This window comes from Traorella sp. mt218 (genome assembly GCF_055420025.1).
The window spans coordinates 1-17748 of record NZ_JBVAYM010000020.1 but is presented as its reverse complement, the minus strand read 5'-3'; the positions used below and the strand labels follow the sequence as shown (position 1 = coordinate 17748).

Annotated in this window: 15 protein-coding genes; 4 read left to right on the top strand and 11 right to left on the bottom strand. The window is 36.9% G+C overall.

The window, feature by feature from the left end; genetic code table 11:
- Nucleotide 1: 1 nt before the first annotated feature.
- The 11 genes from ACZYT3_RS09865 to ACZYT3_RS09815 all read right to left on the bottom strand — a co-directional run bounded on the left by ACZYT3_RS09865 (nucleotide 2) and on the right by ACZYT3_RS09815 (nucleotide 13556).
- Nucleotides 2-1000: a galactose ABC transporter substrate-binding protein gene (locus ACZYT3_RS09865; protein WP_464088525.1), complete on the bottom strand. Its 999-nt coding sequence runs from the start codon at nucleotides 998-1000 to the stop codon at nucleotides 2-4.
- Between the two features lie 121 nt (nucleotides 1001-1121).
- Nucleotides 1122-2117: an aldose epimerase family protein gene (locus tag ACZYT3_RS09860; protein ID WP_464088524.1), complete on the bottom strand. Its 996-nt coding sequence runs from the start codon at nucleotides 2115-2117 to the stop codon at nucleotides 1122-1124.
- The gene (locus ACZYT3_RS09855; RefSeq protein WP_464088523.1) at nucleotides 2089-3759 is read right to left on the bottom strand and encodes a glycoside hydrolase family 2 protein; all 1671 of its coding nucleotides are present in this window, start codon (nucleotides 3757-3759) and stop codon (nucleotides 2089-2091) included. Before ACZYT3_RS09855 ends, ACZYT3_RS09860 begins: the two co-directional genes overlap by 29 nt.
- Nucleotides 3760-3932: 173 nt before the next feature.
- Nucleotides 3933-5267: a phosphoglucosamine mutase gene (gene glmM, locus ACZYT3_RS09850; RefSeq protein ID WP_294561129.1), complete on the bottom strand. Its 1335-nt coding sequence runs from the start codon at nucleotides 5265-5267 to the stop codon at nucleotides 3933-3935.
- Between the two features lie 9 nt (nucleotides 5268-5276).
- Complete coding sequence (locus tag ACZYT3_RS09845; RefSeq protein WP_294561128.1) at nucleotides 5277-6653, bottom strand: CdaR family protein; 1377 nt, start codon at nucleotides 6651-6653, stop codon at nucleotides 5277-5279.
- Nucleotides 6653-7867 carry a diadenylate cyclase CdaA gene (gene cdaA, locus ACZYT3_RS09840; protein WP_464088522.1) on the bottom strand — a complete coding sequence of 405 codons (1215 nt, stop codon included), beginning with the start codon at nucleotides 7865-7867 and terminating at the stop codon, nucleotides 6653-6655. Before cdaA ends, ACZYT3_RS09845 begins: the two co-directional genes overlap by 1 nt.
- A 108-nt stretch (nucleotides 7868-7975) precedes the next feature.
- Nucleotides 7976-9403, bottom strand: a complete 1428-nt coding sequence (locus ACZYT3_RS09835; RefSeq protein ID WP_464088521.1) for an ABC transporter permease — start codon at nucleotides 9401-9403, stop codon at nucleotides 7976-7978.
- Complete coding sequence (locus ACZYT3_RS09830) at nucleotides 9400-10071, bottom strand: ABC transporter ATP-binding protein (RefSeq protein WP_294561125.1); 672 nt, start codon at nucleotides 10069-10071, stop codon at nucleotides 9400-9402. Before ACZYT3_RS09830 ends, ACZYT3_RS09835 begins: the two co-directional genes overlap by 4 nt.
- A gap of 152 nt (nucleotides 10072-10223) precedes the next feature.
- Nucleotides 10224-11453, bottom strand: a complete 1230-nt coding sequence (locus ACZYT3_RS09825) for a hypothetical protein (RefSeq protein ID WP_464088520.1) — start codon at nucleotides 11451-11453, stop codon at nucleotides 10224-10226.
- 12 nt (nucleotides 11454-11465) lie between these two features.
- Nucleotides 11466-13064: an FtsX-like permease family protein gene (locus ACZYT3_RS09820; RefSeq protein ID WP_464088519.1), complete on the bottom strand. Its 1599-nt coding sequence runs from the start codon at nucleotides 13062-13064 to the stop codon at nucleotides 11466-11468.
- A 90-nt stretch (nucleotides 13065-13154) separates the two neighbouring features.
- A complete protein-coding gene (locus ACZYT3_RS09815; RefSeq protein ID WP_464088518.1) occupies nucleotides 13155-13556 on the bottom strand; it encodes a hypothetical protein in 402 nt (133 codons plus the stop codon).
- 270 nt (nucleotides 13557-13826) lie between these two features.
- Between ACZYT3_RS09815 and ACZYT3_RS09810 the strand changes: the two genes are divergently transcribed.
- The 4 genes from ACZYT3_RS09810 to ACZYT3_RS09795 all read left to right on the top strand — a co-directional run.
- Nucleotides 13827-14789, top strand: a complete 963-nt coding sequence (locus ACZYT3_RS09810) for a zinc dependent phospholipase C family protein (protein ID WP_464088517.1) — start codon at nucleotides 13827-13829, stop codon at nucleotides 14787-14789.
- A complete protein-coding gene (locus tag ACZYT3_RS09805) occupies nucleotides 14776-15711 on the top strand; it encodes a dipeptidase (protein WP_294561120.1) in 936 nt (311 codons plus the stop codon). Before ACZYT3_RS09810 ends, ACZYT3_RS09805 begins: the two co-directional genes overlap by 14 nt.
- 104 nt (nucleotides 15712-15815) lie before the next feature.
- The gene (gene hpf, locus ACZYT3_RS09800) at nucleotides 15816-16337 is read left to right on the top strand and encodes a ribosome hibernation-promoting factor, HPF/YfiA family (RefSeq protein WP_294561119.1); all 522 of its coding nucleotides are present in this window, start codon (nucleotides 15816-15818) and stop codon (nucleotides 16335-16337) included.
- A 91-nt stretch (nucleotides 16338-16428) separates the two neighbouring features.
- The coding region (locus ACZYT3_RS09795; protein ID WP_464088516.1) for an HdeD family acid-resistance protein at nucleotides 16429-17748 on the top strand (1320 nt) is incomplete at its 3' end.

Genomic DNA, 17748 nt, shown 5'->3' with positions numbered 1-17748 from the left:
CTTACTTGAATTGTGAAGCATTCTTAGGAGTTACCTTCACATAATCTACCCAGTAATAAGCAGACAGCTTTTCACCATTAACAGCAGATATTGCGGCATCGACAGCCTTATGTGCCTGAGTGACATGATCATTTAAGACCGTTCCGCTCATCATATCCGTTGATACCAGATCCACAGCTTCCGCAAGAGCATCAACACCTACAAGATAAATATCCTTGCCTACCGTTCTTCCGGCAGCCGTAATAGCCTGCGCTGCCCCTAAAGCCATCGCATCATTGTTACAGAAGACAGCTTCGATCTTATCACCGTACTGAGTGAGAGCATTCGCAACAATTTCCTGTCCCTTGGCCTGATCCCAGTCACCACGCTGCTCATCGAGCTTTTCAACCTTATTGCCGCTTACTTCCTGATATTGTTCAATGGAATACTGAGTACGATATTTCGCATCCACATTTTCAGGATCACCGACAACCATTACATACTGAAGAATTCCATCACCATTCAGATCCCCTTTATTATCCAATTCCGCAATCAACTCACCCTGCATCTTGCCGGACTGCCGGGCATCTGCACCAACATAGCTGATCATTCCTTCATATTTTTTCATATCTTCTTCGCTTGGCTCACGATTAATAAAAATACATGGTTTCTCAGCAGCTTCGCATTTATCAATAATCGTTGCGGCTGAAGTTGACTGCACCAAATTTATAATCAAAACATCATAATCCTGAGCAATAAAATTGTCGATCTGATTGGTCTGCTCAGCCATATCATTCTTACCGTCCTGAACCGTGACATTATACGTCACTTCATCTGTATTCAGGCTTTTAAAATACTTTTCGATTTCCTGACGGTACAACGTCATGAAATTATCATCAAACTTATAGATCGACACACCGACATTCACCGTTTTCTTCTCATCTTTTGGCTCTGCATTTGTACAGGCAGTTAAGCCGACAACCATCATCAGACATGCAAATAAAGATACTATCTTTTTCATGTTTTCCTCCTGGATCCTATCCGTGCCTACTATACCATGAGAAGAAAGCGTTTACAATGCTTAGAAATTTAATTTCTTTCTGATGTTGATAGTAATCCTACATTTCCTAAAATCCTCTTTATCAAGATATCTCTTTTAATGTATATCTTATAAAATGTGTCATCGGCTGATTGGCCACCAGTACCGGTTTTGATACATGGGCATAATTGATTGCATTCGGATAATACTGACATTCAAAACAGATACCTGCATATTTTTGATATACCTGATTGTTTTTTCCCTTTAATGTGCCATTTAAATGATTGGCAGTATATAGATGCATATCTAAAAGATCACTTGTAACTTGTAGAAGCATATGATCATTTTTCAACGCTGCCATTTCTTTTATATCTGTATTCTCAAAGACATAATTATGATCATAACCATCTAAAAGATTCTCATGACCGATTTTTAAACGTTCTCCTATTTGATGAAAGTTTTGATAATCAAATGCTGTATCCTTTACATGGATGATTTTTTCTGTTGCCAGTGCATGTTCATCGTTTAAAGCAACACGATCCGTATTGATTTTCAACTCATGAGATAAGATATCTCCCTTCCCATTTAAATTAAAATAGGAATGATTCGTGATGTTCATGATCGTATCCTGATCACTGATGCCCTTGAACGTATAAACCAATGAATGGTTTTCAAGACGGTATTCTACCTCCAGCCTTAAATTTCCCGGATATCCCTCTTCATGATCCTTTGAATAATAAGTGAATAAAACCGCATTTTTTTCCTTTTTCATATCAAATATCTTAAAAGAAAAATTATCATATCCGCCATGGAGTGAATGAGGAAAACTGTTTTTGCTTAGATGGTATTCTTTTCCATTTAATACAAAACAACCGTTAGCGATCCGATTGGCACAACGACCGATCGTTGCTCCCATATAGGACCCCTGCTGATCCAAATAACCTTCATATGAATCAAACCCTAAGACGATATCGATCCCGCTTTTCTTATCAACAAAGGAAACAAGCGCAGCTCCCATGTTCATAACCGTAACCGAAATATATTCATTTTCAATCGTATGGCAACAAATATCATTTTTCATCATCTTTAAGCCTTTCATTTAGTTTCTTCATGACTTCAGCACTGACTTTGATTGTTTTACGGTCATAACTGATAAGACCGTTTACTTCACTTTCAACATCGCTTAACTGTGTATAGACACAAGCGGCTAACCCTAATTTCTTTGCTGGAATGATTTGTTGTTCATAGAGCTGAATAAGGTTTTCCTCCAGCTCTTTCTGACTTTCCATCCGCTTATAACCAAAGCTCTTTTTTCCTTTCTCAAATGACCATTGATAACCGCCAAATTCACTTAGGATGACACATCGTCCAAGTCCGTCCTTTTTAAATTTATAAGGTTTAAAGTAAACATGCCAGCTTTTAAAATCACCTATTTGCTGATCATGCCAGCCGCTTGCAGGATCGATCGTCCTTGTAGGATCCCATTTTTGAACAAGCTGCAAAGCTTTTGCACTGTCAAACTGTCCCCATCCTTCATTAAAAATCACCCACATCGAAATACTGACACAGTTATATAAATGATCGATCATTCCCTTCAGCTGTTCAATGAACATATTGCGCTGATGCTCATCCTTCCTGCCAAAGAGGCGGTAATGAGAATCTTTAAAGCTTTTATTCGTAATCAGAGGAAAGCTGATCGTTAAAAGATTATATGGACAGCCTCCATTCACCATATCCTGCCAGACCAGCATTCCCAAACGATCACAATGATAATACCAGCGCAAAGGTTCTATTTTGATATGTTTACGCAGCATATTAAAACCCATCGACTTTGCCAATTGAATGTCATCGATCATCATCTGATCATCTTTCCAGCTCATCAAACCTTCACTGTTATATCCCTGATCAAGCAATCCGCTCTGAAAATACGGCTGATTATTAAGAAAAAGACGCATGACTCCCTCTTCATCCTTCATGACGCCAAATTTGCGCATCCCAAAATAAGAAGCAACATGATCTTTCTTAAACGTTACCGTAAAATCATAAAGATAAGGATCTTGAGGTGTCCATGGATGCATATCATCCAGATAAAGACGGATCGCTGAATTACTTTCACCCTCGATACTTTTTTGACCACATGTAATGCATACCAATCCGGACGTATTTGTCTTGACAAAGATTTCAACACTTTTTTCATCAAAATAAGGTGTAATTTTCAGTGATTCGATATAATCCTCAAAAACGCTTTCCAGCCAAACGCTCTGCCAGATCCCGCTTTGTGCGGAATACCAGATACCCTTTGGATGCAGCGACTGTTTTCCTCTTAATTGACTACCGGTATCACTGGCATCATGAATCACAAGACAAATATGATTCTTCTTTTTTAGGACATTGGTGATATCAAGAACGATGGGCAGATAACCACACTCGCTCTCCCCTATCAATGAATCGTTGATCCAGATCTTGCATTGACCATCCACCGCATCAAAATGAAGCAGTACCCTGCCAACATTAAAGTCATCCAAAAGCTCAAAGTCCCGTTCCATGATCAATGTTTCATCCGGCTTTAAAGCCTCCCGGCTTCCACCTAATTTAGATTCTATTGAAAAAGGAACGATCACTTTGCCATTTTCATTTCTTTTTTCGCCGTGAATCGAAAAATCCCACTCCCCGTTTAAACATAGATAACTATTTCTTCGCATCTGTGGACGCGGATATTCACTGCATGGAATATGATTCATATTATCAACTCGCTTTCCATTTTGATTATACCTCATTTTTTTGTGAATAAGAATTCAAAACAGAAAAAAAACATGGTGATGCTTAACTATAAAAAAGCCATCATCGTTATATAACGTGATGGCTGACATCAAATTTTAGTGCATGCATCATCATGCATATCTTTTTTGCTTATTTACAGTCCTTTTTCCTTCACAAAATCAATGACCCGATAAACATAGTCATGGCATAGCTCATCGGTTTTAGCTTCAACCATCACTCTCAGCAAAGGCTCTGTTCCGCTTGGACGAACAAGGATACGTCCTTCACTTCCCAGCTCTTTTGCCACTTCATCGATTACCTTATTGACTTCCGGGTCTTTTAATACCGCTTCTTTATCCTTAACCCGCAGATTCACTAAAAGCTGCGGATAAATAAACAGATCTTCACCCAACTTCTTTAAAGAAGCCTTTTCATCGATCATTACCGCTAACAGCTGCAAGGCCGTAAACAATCCGTCACCTGTATTTTCATAATCCTTAAAAATGATATGTCCGGATTGTTCGCCACCAATTTTGTAATCATTAGCTTCCATGCTTTCAAAAACATATTTATCACCGACTGCTGTCTGTACGGAATAAATACCATTTTTCTCAAAAGACTTATATAAACCAAGATTGGCCATCACCGTCGTCACGACCGCATTATCCTTCAGTTTGCCCTGAGCAAGCATATGCTTGCCACAGATATGCAGGATATAGTCACCATTGATCAAATGACCATCTTCATCTACCGCAATCAAACGATCCGCATCACCATCAAAGGCAAAGCCCACATCATAGTTGCCTTCCTTCATCAGCTGCTGGAGCTCTTCAGGATGCGTCGAACCGCAATGATCATTGATATTGATTCCATTTGGTTCGCTATGAATCACTTCCAATGTAGCTCCCATTTCATTTAAACATTCCTGCGCTGTCGTTGTGGCACTGCCATTCGCCAAATCAAGAGCGATTTTAAAGCCGCTCAGATCAAGCGGATTCATCTCTCTTAACCATGAAAGATAAAGCTGCAGTCCATCCTCAAAATTTAAGACCTTACCGATTTTATCATCCTGTGCATAAGGAAGTTCTTCATCACTTTCAAAATAAGCCTCAATAGCATCTTCAACTTCAGGATCCATCTTCTTTCCTTCACCATTAAACAGCTTGATGCCATTATCATAATACGGATTGTGAGAAGCACTGACCATGATGCCACAATCAAAATTTTCTTTTCGAATCAGATATGACACACTCGGCGTCGGGCACACACCTAAAAGATAAACCGTTGCCCCACTGGCACTGGCACCTGCTGCCAGGGCCATTTCATACATGCTGCTGGACTGACGGGTATCCTTACCTATCAAGATCCTTGCATGACGATTCTTGCCATAATAATATCCCAAATAACGACCAATCTTGATGGCATAATCTAAACGCAAAGTATCATTGGCTTTGCCTCTGTAACCATCCGTACCAAAATATTTTCCCATTGTACCCTCCTACTTTGAAACATTCAATCTTACACTTTGACGATCGCTCTCAAAGGTCAGCATATTGTTATTTCCTTCAATATGAAGCGGTAATTCTACCAGACCGCTGCTATCCTCAGGAAGCTCTGAGAAATCAATATAAGCCTCAATACCGGAAACATCAAAGCTATCGATCATCTCCTGAGTACCTATGATCGTAACACTTACCGTAGCACTCTCATCCTCACTGATGGTTGCCTTCCAGTCACCACGGTTACGATACGTAATTTCAATATCATTAACGACCTTCTGCGTCTTATCTCCCAAGACGACCGTAATGCTTACGACGCTAGGATCTTTGCCGCGCACTCCGCTTGGAAGGTTGATCGGCATCGTCACCACATTGGTTTCATTTGTAAGATCATAAACCGGAAGCTGTATTTCAATCTGATTGATCGTGTCCAAAACATCCTGCGGTCCGTTGATCGTAACACTTGAATGTGTCAATGAAATAGAAGCTATCGCTTTATCATTCGGTATCTCGCCATTCGGTATCACTACGATCGGTACTTCCTTGCTTGGCGTAGTTACGCTGACCGTTGCCTTGATCGATTCCGGAACGATATCAACATCCATACGATTGCCATTTTGATCATAAGCCACCAAAGGCGCATCGACGGTGAAATCTCCTGTAATGTTCGACACATCGATCAAAGCATTTACAATAGAAATCTGATCGATCGTCTGCTGGGAAGCACGTACGATCACGGTATCCTTTTCAAATTCAGGTGTTCCTAATGCATAAATGTTATCCATTTTATTCGTATTGACAAACTGATAACCAATCGTAAATTCCATTGAGATCTTTTTCGTAATCGTCACAGTCACCTGATTTGGAACAATTGTGGCTCTTGTACTGCCGCTGAGTCCTAATGCCTGCAATTCAACTGTATGTGTTCCCTCTGTCAAACCGCTCAGATCGGCAACGATCTTTTGCTTATCAGCCGTAGCCAATGAAATGTCAGCCATTTCCCCCGTCAGGATCACATCAACCGTTTCCGGAAGTCCGCTGACCTCATAAACGGAATCATTGACCTCCACGCTCAATGGGATATCCTGAAATTCTTTGCTGTTTGACATTGAGCTGGTAACACTGGAAATACTGGAAGATGAATTTACCGATACATACAGCAGGACTGCCAAAAGCAAAGCAATTTCTTTTGAAAAACGGCGATTAAACAATAATCTGTCAAACCAATTTGAAAACCAACGAAAGGCTTTCACGAAGAAATTACCGAAATTCATATACGAACGTGTAATTTTTTCGCTTTGAGAGGCAATGGTCTTTGCCAGTTCTACTTTTTTCTCATCAATATTCGATGTCTTCTGTTTCCTTGGCTTTGCCATTACTCATTCCCTCCTTCACCATTATTATTTTCTTGGATCTGATCCATCAAAGCATCCAATTTATCATCATCTGAAAGAGTTTCATCCTGTATGTTATTTTCAGCGCTCTGTACTTCTTCCTTCTTGACCTCTTCCTTTTTCTTTCTGCCGCGTCGTTTAGGCTTTTCATCCAAAGCCTCAAAAACGATTTCCTCAGCAACTTCTTTTCCTGCTTTTTCACTATTCTTATTCACACGAGCTGCCTGCTTCTTATACGTAGACTTAACATCCGGCTCTTTTTCTTCCTTCTTGTCATCTACCTTTACCTTTGAATACTTCTTGGCATTCTTCAATAGATATGCGGTAATACGCGGTCCCTTATGAGAATCCTTCTCATGACCATATTCAAACTCGATCTCATCATCTTTCTGCTGAGAAACCTTTTGATCCGATACCACATTTTCCTGAAGACAGATTGCCTGAAGCAGATACTCCCGCAGCTTATCTTCATCAACGACCGTTAATCTTCCACCCTCAGCAATCGAAATCTTGCCCGTTTCCTCACTGACGACAATGCTGATGGAATCAGTGATCTCACTGATACCGATCGCTGCCCGATGACGTGCTCCATAGCTTGACGGAAAATCAAAGGTCGTCGGCGGAAAATATGCACTGGCACAGGCAATCTTATCCCCTTGGATGATGACCGCACCATCATGCAACGGTGTTCCCGGCACAAAAATCGAACACAAAAGTTCGCTCGTAACAATTGAATTCATTCTTGTACCCGTTTTGATATAGTCACTTAATGAATGTCCCTGTTCCAGCGTGATCAGTGCTCCCGTCTGTGTCTTGGAAAGTTCACCGGCAGCCTTCACCAGTTCATCCACCAGATATTCACGCTCATTGCTCGTTAACGTCGAGATTCTGGAAAGCACATTGGTCTTACCGATCTTTTCAAGAATGCTCCTGATCTCCGGAGAGAATAAGATGATCAATGCCAGTGGTCCCCAATTCACAAACATATTGGCCAGGACTGACATCGTTCTTAAATTAAACAGATTTGCGATAGCCTGAATGATAATTACAAAAACAATTCCTTTAAATATTTGAATCGTACGTGAATTATTGCGTACAATTTTTAGTACATAATAGAAAACGACCCATGTACAACAGATATCAACCACTGCATTTAATATCTGAAGCAATGTTGATGGATTGAATATATTTAACATACGAAACTCCTTTCGCTTTTTATTATAACACATCCCTCACTTCTCAAAAACCCTTTTTTCTCTCGATCTAAAAGTTGCTCAAAATAAAACAGGAACATGCGTCCTGTCTTATTCCAGCATAATATCTTTAGGTTTAAGCCTTATGACATAGAGCAAAGGTAAAAGAGAAGATATTAAAAAAGTTCCTACTGATAATCCAATAAGCCAAATAAAATCATCAACAGTTATCATAATCACATATTCATCTAAAATATCTTGTTGATCAATCTGATCTGGATTCAGGTAAAAAGAAACATCTGTATATTTTTCTGACACGCTCATTTCTCCATAAAAAGCTGTTCTCATCATATTTCTTGATAGATTTTGACTCAAAAACCAGCCGCTTGCAAAAGAGATAACGATTCCTAATAATCCGCTCAATATTACTTCTAAGATAATCTGAAAAAATAACTCCGATCTTTTGATTCCCATTGAAAGGTAAATACTTATTTCATGCTTTCGATCTTTTATGAAATAAAAAGAAATCAAAGCGGCAATAATACACATGGCAGCTATTGAGAAAATGACTGTTTTATGAGCCAAACCACTAAAACTATCAATGGGCCCTAATAAGTTTGACACACTATCATTACTCGTAGTGACTATAATATCAGTACCTTCAACATAATTATCAGCTGCCATCTCTAATGACTTCACATTCTGTGGCTGATCAACAGCTATGAGTGCTGAATCAATCCATATCTTAGAAACATAATCTTCTTGTGGATTCATTTCTAAATATGTTTCCGCAAGCTTTTGAATATTTCTGTTTGGTGTATAAAACATTTGAATATTATGAATATTTTTCACATCAGAATACTTATTTTCAATGATTTTAAAAGTGCCAACAACTGTATAAGTCACAATTTCATGATAAACATCTATCATTTCATTACTTTCAGAATCATAAGCTGAAATATTCATGACAAAATCAATGGTATCCCCTACTTTAATATTTTTCGAATTCTTTTTAATATCCTCATTGACAATTAAAACATTATCACCATTTTCCATCTGCCTATCAGTAAATATTTCGCCACCAGTAAGCTGAATAAACCCTTCTTTCTCATCCGCTAGATTAGCATAAGAGATACCATGTAAAATCGAAAATCCATTTTCATAACTTATATTCTCATCTAATTCATACTCTTCACTCTGACTTAATTCCATAAAATTAATATGATAATTAATATCAGCGTACGCAACATGATCACGAACGGTCAATGCCTTGAAACAATCTTCAAAAACAGTCCATTTTTTTCGATATTCGTCCAAGGTCAATCCTGTTACTTCTGCATCCGAAAAAAGAGAAGTGTCAGTTAATACTATTTTCCCGCCAATACGATTTAATAAATGATTTTGTGTATTTTCACCTGATTGCGCAATGCTCTCAGCACATATCAATACATTACCCATTAAAAATGTAAATAGAAAAAAAATCAAGGTGGCTGTCTTTCGTCGTGTAATACTTATCCAAACTCTTTTAAATACATTCATAAAACAAAATTATGCGTGTGCTCATAAAGATGGAGAATCACATCAGACTTTTCAGCAACATCCTGTGCATGTGTCACGACGATTACACATTTATTTAAATCATGTGCTAACTTCTGAAAGATTTCTACGATCATAGATCCTGTGTCCTTATCTAAATTTCCTGTTGGCTCATCAGCAACAATTAAATCTGCATTGCTTGCTAATGCACGAGCAATAGCAACCCTCTGTTGCTCACCACCGGAAAGACGCTTGATTCGACGTATCGCTTTCTTTTCATCGATACCGACACTTTCAAGAATTTTCAAAGCCTGCACCTTCATGTCCTTTTCCTTATTTTCACTAATTCCCATAGCTACTAAAACATTCTCAAAAGCATTCATATAAGGAATCAAATGATAATTTTGAAATACAATTCCAATATTATTGCGACGATAATTCTCCCATCCAATTTCATCTAAATTTTTTCCCTTATATAAGATATCTCCCTGTTTTGGCTTATCCAAAGCACTAATTAATGATAAAAATGTTGTTTTCCCGCATCCACTAGAACCTAAAATTGTATAAAATATACCTTCTTCGAAACTCATGGATGCATGATTCAAAATTACTCTTTCCTGATCACCATCAGGATATGTATAATATAAATCCTTTACCTCCAATATGCTCATAGGCCCACCTCACAGTTTGAATTGAAATCTTTTATTCCTTACATAATAATCCAGGACAAAGTATTTGTCCTACTTCTCTTCGAGGAAGCAAAGATGGAGTGCTTCCATTTATTATCAAAGATAATGCAATTAATAATTTAATAATGAACACGTTATCCCTCCTTGATATTTTCTTTCATTTTTAAAATATAGATCTGATAGCTGCGATAACTTCTTGTTTTTTTACACAATCTGCTCATTTCATATTCATACATCGTCCATAATGGCTCAGCATATATTTCCTGTTTTAACCTTTTCATGACTTCTTTTAATATAAATTGTTGAAGTTGTACAGGTGGAACACCCTCTGCGCATAATTGATAATATTTCAAACATGGATACAACGAATGATTTTCACAAATTGAATAATCAAAGCAAATAATTTGATTCAATCGACTCTTACATGCACAAATAAACAAAATATTTTTTTCATCATTCATGAGCTCGTTTGATCTTTCATAATATTTAAGAGCTTTCTCATAATCTTCATATAAATAATAATACATTCCTAGATTATAATATATCGATTTTTTCATTGAAACGGGTAATCTTTCATCTTTCACTATATCTTCCAGCTTCGACGTGTATATTTTACCTTTTTCCTGATCAACATCTCTATAAATACTGTGGATATCCATCAGCGTTCTTGTCTTTCGAAGAACATTATCTTCCCTCTCATAGTATTTCAAAAGATCCTTGTAAATCTCTAAAGCTTCAATATAATTGACTTTCATCTCACATTCTCTGGCATACCAATATCGTCCAATCGCATCATCTTTTTCTGCTGCTAATGGATATAACTGATTACAGATTTTTATATCTAAGATTTTTTTAATATTGCTTTGTTCACACACTTCCAGTAGTAGCGATCCCAAGGATTCAAATAGATTGATGTATGGAATAACTCTTAAAACTTCATCCCTAGTTAAATATTTACTATCAAGATAATATTTTTTCAAATAGTTTAAAACTTCGATTACTTCCCGATAAATCATCATTTCTTGATGTGAAAAACAGATTTCAAACAAAGAATTGATTTCTTTGTCAATTTTTTCTGATTGAAATTGCTCACACACTTGATAGAGAGCTTCGAATCTGTCTTCCAGGATTTGAAGGTCCTCATCATTCATCAAATATTTTAAATGATAAAAATGCAAAAGACCGTCATAATAATCATCATTTTTCTTGATTACTCCCTTTTCTATGTCTTGAACAGTTGCATGACCGCAAATGCCGGCATTATAGACCTGCAACAGACTAATATGATGCTTTTTTCTATAAAAACAGAAATATCTTCCCAATAATCTTTTTTCTCTATCTGAATAAAACTTGATTACGATCATTATAATTCTCCATTACAATAAAATGTCTTTTGGATTCATTCGCAAGATAAATAATGTAGAAATTCCAGTAGAAGCCGCTAAAACAATAACAGATGCTAACATTACACTACTTAAATCACCATTTTCCAACTGTGTTTCATATTGTTTTAAAACTTCTTTCTGACTGATTTCTTCCGGCATCATCTGCATATTTTCTTCCGCTAATTCCTTCTGGATATGACTTTCCATCAGCATCTCACTTATATCATGACTAATTCCTCGTACACTTATCGTAGAAGCAGAAATACCTATCAGGCCAATCAAGATCATTTCCAGCATTAACTGTCCCATCACACGTTTTTTCTTTTCACCAAGTACCAGTAAAATACCGATTTCATCCTTTCTTTCTCTCATAAAAAGAATACTGACCACTATTAATATGATCAAAGTCGCAGCAACAGCTACTATAAAAATCACTTTTGAAGAAACATTGATCGTTTCTAATGGTCCTGCCAATCTTAAATACATGTCATTATTCATCATAATGTCATAATCTAACTCATATTTTTCCAAGATATCTTTTGTCTTCTCAACAAAAGTCTTGATATCTTCTGAAGAATATAATTCAAAATAACTGAAATAATTATGATAATCGGTACTATTATAGTAAATATTGGATTCAATCTGATTCGCATCTACATAACGCATGATACGTTCATAATAATCTTCATGCTGATTCAAGTAAAAATTCATTGGAATCAAGGCCCTTGGATCATTACGAATATCATCACATTCCTGTGTTTCTATATCTGACTTGACATCATAAAAACCAATGATTTCAATCTCAATATGTTTTTCATCTAAAATAGAATCTAAATATTTTTCGTTAGCCTGCTGGATCATTGCTTCATTAATAAGACTGTCATCCCTGGTAAAATTATAGATAATATTATTAGGATTTTCAGAATAGACGCGACTTACAAATTCAATCGTATCACCAACTTTCAAATCGTTCCAGCTCAACATATCATTCTTTTCTATTATTTTTTTAGCACTGTTAGGAATGAGCATGACAGGAGCACCATTTTCAAGTTCTTCCTCAGTAAAATCTCTTCCATCTGTTATATAAATTTTTTGGGTATGCAAAGAATAAGAATCAGTTGTCGTAACGGTTGCAAAACTAAAAGAAGTATAATAAGTTGAATAAAGAAAATCATAATATGCTGAATCACCATAAAAATGACGTACATCCATATTATAAGGCTCACTGGTTTCCAAAAAACCTGCTATAAACCCATAATCACCATATCTGACTTCAGAAAGATTCTTAATTTCTTCATAAGCCTTTAGCTGTCTTTCCATCATAGAACGATTCACATCACCCGTATAATCCTGCTGATTGATTTCTGATTTCTGTTTTTCACTAAAAGCACAGGCCATATCTAACGGAGTATCCAGCATGGCAATTGGAACGATCTGAGCATTGATCTCATCTTTGATGGATTGACTTGTTTTGTATAAAATCAAAGACCCTGAAATCACATTTCCTGCAATAAAAACAATCGCCAACAACAGCAATGATTTTATCGGCCTTCGAATGATACTTAAAAGAAGTCTTTCCATTAGTTTCATTCATAATCACTCCTCATTTATGAATATTATAATAAATCATATAACACCTGTAAATATTCGATAAAGGCATTCCGTTAGAAATGCCCTGCTTTAAACATCAATTGAGTATGTCATCTGATTACTTCGATTTGTATGCATATCTTTTGCAAGTACTACAATTCTAATTCTCATACCACTACTTGTTGCTGAATAACTCCAATTTAAAATTGAACATTGATATCTTCCCATATATACTTGATTATCATCAGTGAAAGAAGTTGATTCATTATTTCTAAATTTCACAGAAATCTTAACATTTGAAAGTGATGGACCTGATGAGGAATAACGATAGCTTCCGGTAATAGAAAAAAATATATTTTCTAGTGGTCCAGAGCCGACTGATATCTTCTTTATTATTTTATCTTTATTCACTGTAACATCAATAAAAGAAGCATATGGAACAATTTCATTGGCTTTTGCTTGTGTTGAAGGTACAATAGTCACTCCACCCATCAGTAATCCTGCGCATAATATAGTTTTAAAAAATTTAGTCAGTTTTTTTCATTTTTTACACCTCCTCTGACTAAGTAATGAATGTAAGCACTTTATTACTTTGTAATTTTATTTTACCATAAAGCCTTTTCATGATTGACAACTTGGCAAACTTCTAAAAATGAAGCTTTAAAAGAAAATTATTTTAAATTGCCATTTTTAATTGTATCTTTTCACAATTCATGTCATAGATGTTAATCTATGTTATAATTATTAAAAAAGGAGGATTCTATGCCAAATATTATTACCCACGGTTTATTTGCGAAAGCCGTTTATGATGAAATCAGTGATCATAAGCTCAAAGAAATCATAAAAGAATTTCCAAGAGAATATATTATAGGAAGCAATGGTCCTGATTTTCTTTTTTTCTATAAATTTTTTCAAAAAAAATATGCTTCTGTCCGTCAATTAGGAAGCAAGGTACATGCCTCTCATGTCAATGATTTTTATGATCTTGCTTTAGACTTGATCCAACATGAAAAAGATGAAGTCCTAAAAAAAGCCATGACCTCATATGTTGCCGGTCACCTCTGTCACTGGGCCTTGGATTCCCGTGCACATCCTTATATTTTTTATAAGACAGGCTCTTACAGTGGCCTCTCGGCCAGCATGCACCATCGCTTTGAATCCATGATGGATGCCATGATGCTCATGAAACTGCGGCATGAAACAATCAGAACCTTTAAATTCTATTTATTGGCCAAACAGAGTCCTTACAGCGCTGAAGCCGTTGCCAATATCTATGTTCCTATCATAGAAACAATATTCCATGAAAAGATAAGCGCTAAAGAAATAAAAGACGCTTTAGATGACTGGTATAAGCTTCAAAACTGGCTTTATGATCCAAAAGGAGTCAAGACGCGCATATTGAAAGCTTATGAACAAAAAGCAGGACACCCATGGCTTTTCAGCGGTAATGTCGTACCTTATAAGATTGATGAAACCTATGATGTCTTAAACGAGAAAAAAGAAGTCTGGTGTCATCCGACAGATGAAACAAAAGTCAGTCATGAATCATTTATGGAAATCTTTGAGCGTGCCAAAAAAGATGTTCTGGATATCCTTGAACATCTCAATGAAAAAGATGTTGTGTTATCACTGCTTGGCAATGCCTCTTATGATACCCAGGAAAGCGAACCGAAAGAAATGAAATATTTTAATTTGATCTATGGAGATATGTATGAGAATCTTTGATTTACATGCCGATATCGGCGCTGATGTATTGAGTCAGCATCATTTAGGAAAAGAAAATGTATTGCTTACAAGACACAGTGACAAGTGTCTTAAAGGTGAAGTCAGTGCGATTGCCATGGCCTCTTTTTTCAGTGGCAAAGAAACATATGAAGAAATGCAGGAAATGATCCTTACTCTTGAAAATGAGCTTGAGAATCAACAAGTATGGAAAAGAGTTCTTTCCAGTCAGGATTTAAAAAACGAATCACCTTTAGCTCTAATGAGCGTAGAAGGAATGTGTGGTATCCGTGAGCATGAAACTGAAGCCATTGCATGGATGTATGAGCATGGCATTCGTTTGGCAAGCCTTTGCTGGAACGAAGAAAATGCACTGGCTACCGGTGTTAAGGGTAATCCTGAACGTGGATTAAGTGAAATGGGACGTCATGTCATTTCAAAAATGGATGAGCTGCATATGGTCATTGATGTATCACATGCCAATGAAAAGACCTTCTGGGATATCTTAGACTGTGCCAAAGGCCTCGTTATTGCCACTCATTCCAATGCCTATGCACTGTGCGACCATCCCCGCAATCTGAAAGATGAGCAGATCAAGGCATTGGCAGCAAGAGGCGGGCTCATCGGCATGAATAGCTGTGCTTATTTTATTGACCACGATCTGACAAAAGTCAATGTTGACGCCTTAGCCAAGCATGCGGCCTATATCAAAGAGCTCGTTGGGATCGATCATCTGGCATGCGGCTTTGATTTCATGGATTTCTTTGGTGAAGAAGATGCTGCTTATACCATCTGTGATATGAAAAATGCTTCTTATGCCCAAAACTTCATTCAGGCATTAAAAAACAATCACTTCAGTGACAGCGAAATCAGAAAGATCGCTTATCAAAACGTGATTGATCGTTTTTCTCAATACTTAAGATGACAGACCCATTGGCATCTTTATTATACCATAATTTCACAAAAAGAACAGACTATTTATCCGATCAGAATGCCGTATAATGTAAGTATAGAGAAGGAGGGATTTTGATGAAAGTCCAAATCTATGGAAAAAACATTTCAATCACGCAAGGGATGCAGGAGAAACTTGAAAACAAGCTAAAATTTCTCGATAAATATCTCATTATTGATGAGAACCTGACCGCTAATGTTGTTGTCAAGGTACATCCGAATGATGTGAAAGTCGAGATCACGATACCAACAAAACTTGCTGTTCTGCGTGCAGAAGTAACCCATAAAGACTTCTATGCCGCAGTTGATCTGGCGATTGACAAGCTTGAAGATCAGATCCGCAGACAAAAAACTCGTCTGGAAAGAAAACATAAGGATAAGCTGGCATTATCTTTTATAGAAAATGAAAGCGAAAAAGAAGAAGATGTCTATGTAAGGACAAAGTCTATTTCCGTAGAAGAAATGGATTTGGATGAAGCCATCATGCGTATGGAAATGCTTGGACATGATTTCTTTATTTATCGTGATGATGAAACCCACGAAATCAATGTTGTCTATGCAAGACATGATGGCGGATACGGTTGTATCGAAGTAGAATAGAAAGCGGAGAAGATCCGCTTTTTTTATACAGAATACAGAGAATGAAAAGGAACGATGGACAAGTTAAAAAAGATGGATTATAATAATGCCTATGGTTCAGTTAAGTAAAAGAATACAACGTTTATTTGATATCGCAACAACCTTTGTATCAGGGGTTGTTACTTTTGTATTGGGTGTTTTTATACTAACGGCAACACCGGATGATTATTATCATTTTATTTATTTAACAGCGGCCATTCTGATCTTTATCGGCTTTTTCCATTTATGGAAAGGCTGGCGCAAGAAAACAGAAAGAAAAGATTATTTTATACGAACCCTATTAGAAATCATATCCGGTATATTTATCGTTACATTTCCTAATTTACCGCTTAATATGCTTTCTCTTATCGTAGCGATCTATCTTTTGCTTTCATCACTCATTTATTTCATCAATTATTTCATTCTGAAACAACAGCATACAAGAGATAAATCCCTTGCATTATCTATAATATCGCTGATCGCCGGATGTTTTTTTATGCTTTCATTTATCTATGACTGGGATGCTTCGGTTTATCTCATTGCCGGATATTTTATGATCTGGGGTGGAAGCATGATGCTTAATGCATTGACCGACCTATTATTTAAAAATGCCAACAACCCTAAGATCCGTGTCTGTCTGCCGGCCATCATTGACTGTTTCATTCCAAACATGTGGCTCAATCGCGTCAATCGCTATTACCGGGAACAGCCAAACGAACCTTTAGTTGATGAGTGGGTCAATCAGGAGCATGATTTTGAAATATTCATCCATGCCTCACATAATGGTTTTAATACATTCGGACATGCTGACTTCATGTTTGATGGAGTTCTTTATTCCTATGGCAATTATGACGGAAAAAGCGAACAGTTTTTTTCTATGATCGGTGACGGCGTGCTTTTTAAAACAAAAGATCGTGATGCTTATATCCGCTTCTGTTTAAAAAGATGTCATAAAACGCTCTTTGTTTTCGGCTTAAAGCTAAGTGAAAAGCAAAAAGAAAGCGTTCGTGAACGACTTCAGCATCTAAATGAAACGCTCATTCCTTGGGATCCTCCATTTATCCATCAGCCGTTAAAGAAAAATGCTCCAAGCATCGATCTTCATGTCCACCAGATTTATAATGAAGCTAAAGGCATCCTTTACAAATTCAAGAGCGGACCTTTTAAAACATATTATGTCTTCGGCAGCAATTGTGTCCGCTTCGTCGATGATATCATCGGTAAAAATGTCGATATCGTTAAGATGGTAGGTATCATCACGCCCGGCACCTATCTGGATTATCTTGAAGGAGAGTTCAAACGGGCTTCAAGCAATGTTGTCAGCAAAGAAATTTACAGCATTCATAACTATGATATCGGTGAAGAAGATGAAAATGATCCTTATAAGGATTTT

Coding starts and splice junctions, on each gene's coding strand:
- ACZYT3_RS09830 (WP_294561125.1), bottom strand. CDS start 10,071: ATGAGCATATTGGAGGTAAAGGATTTATATTATACATATCCTGATGGT.
- ACZYT3_RS09845 (WP_294561128.1), bottom strand. CDS start 6,653: ATGGCAAAGCCAAGGAAACAGAAGACATCGAATATTGATGAGAAAAAA.
- ACZYT3_RS09810 (WP_464088517.1), top strand. CDS start 13,827: ATGCCAAATATTATTACCCACGGTTTATTTGCGAAAGCCGTTTATGAT.
- ACZYT3_RS09855 (WP_464088523.1), bottom strand. CDS start 3,759: ATGAATCATATTCCATGCAGTGAATATCCGCGTCCACAGATGCGAAGA.
- ACZYT3_RS09820 (WP_464088519.1), bottom strand. CDS start 13,064: ATGAAACTAATGGAAAGACTTCTTTTAAGTATCATTCGAAGGCCGATA.
- ACZYT3_RS09860 (WP_464088524.1), bottom strand. CDS start 2,117: ATGAAAGGCTTAAAGATGATGAAAAATGATATTTGTTGCCATACGATT.
- hpf (WP_294561119.1), top strand. CDS start 15,816: ATGAAAGTCCAAATCTATGGAAAAAACATTTCAATCACGCAAGGGATG.
- ACZYT3_RS09865 (WP_464088525.1), bottom strand. CDS start 1,000: ATGAAAAAGATAGTATCTTTATTTGCATGTCTGATGATGGTTGTCGGC.
- ACZYT3_RS09825 (WP_464088520.1), bottom strand. CDS start 11,453: ATGATCGTAATCAAGTTTTATTCAGATAGAGAAAAAAGATTATTGGGA.
- glmM (WP_294561129.1), bottom strand. CDS start 5,267: ATGGGAAAATATTTTGGTACGGATGGTTACAGAGGCAAAGCCAATGAT.
- ACZYT3_RS09805 (WP_294561120.1), top strand. CDS start 14,776: ATGAGAATCTTTGATTTACATGCCGATATCGGCGCTGATGTATTGAGT.
- ACZYT3_RS09815 (WP_464088518.1), bottom strand. CDS start 13,556: ATGGGTGGAGTGACTATTGTACCTTCAACACAAGCAAAAGCCAATGAA.
- cdaA (WP_464088522.1), bottom strand. CDS start 7,867: ATGTTAAATATATTCAATCCATCAACATTGCTTCAGATATTAAATGCA.
- ACZYT3_RS09835 (WP_464088521.1), bottom strand. CDS start 9,403: ATGAATGTATTTAAAAGAGTTTGGATAAGTATTACACGACGAAAGACA.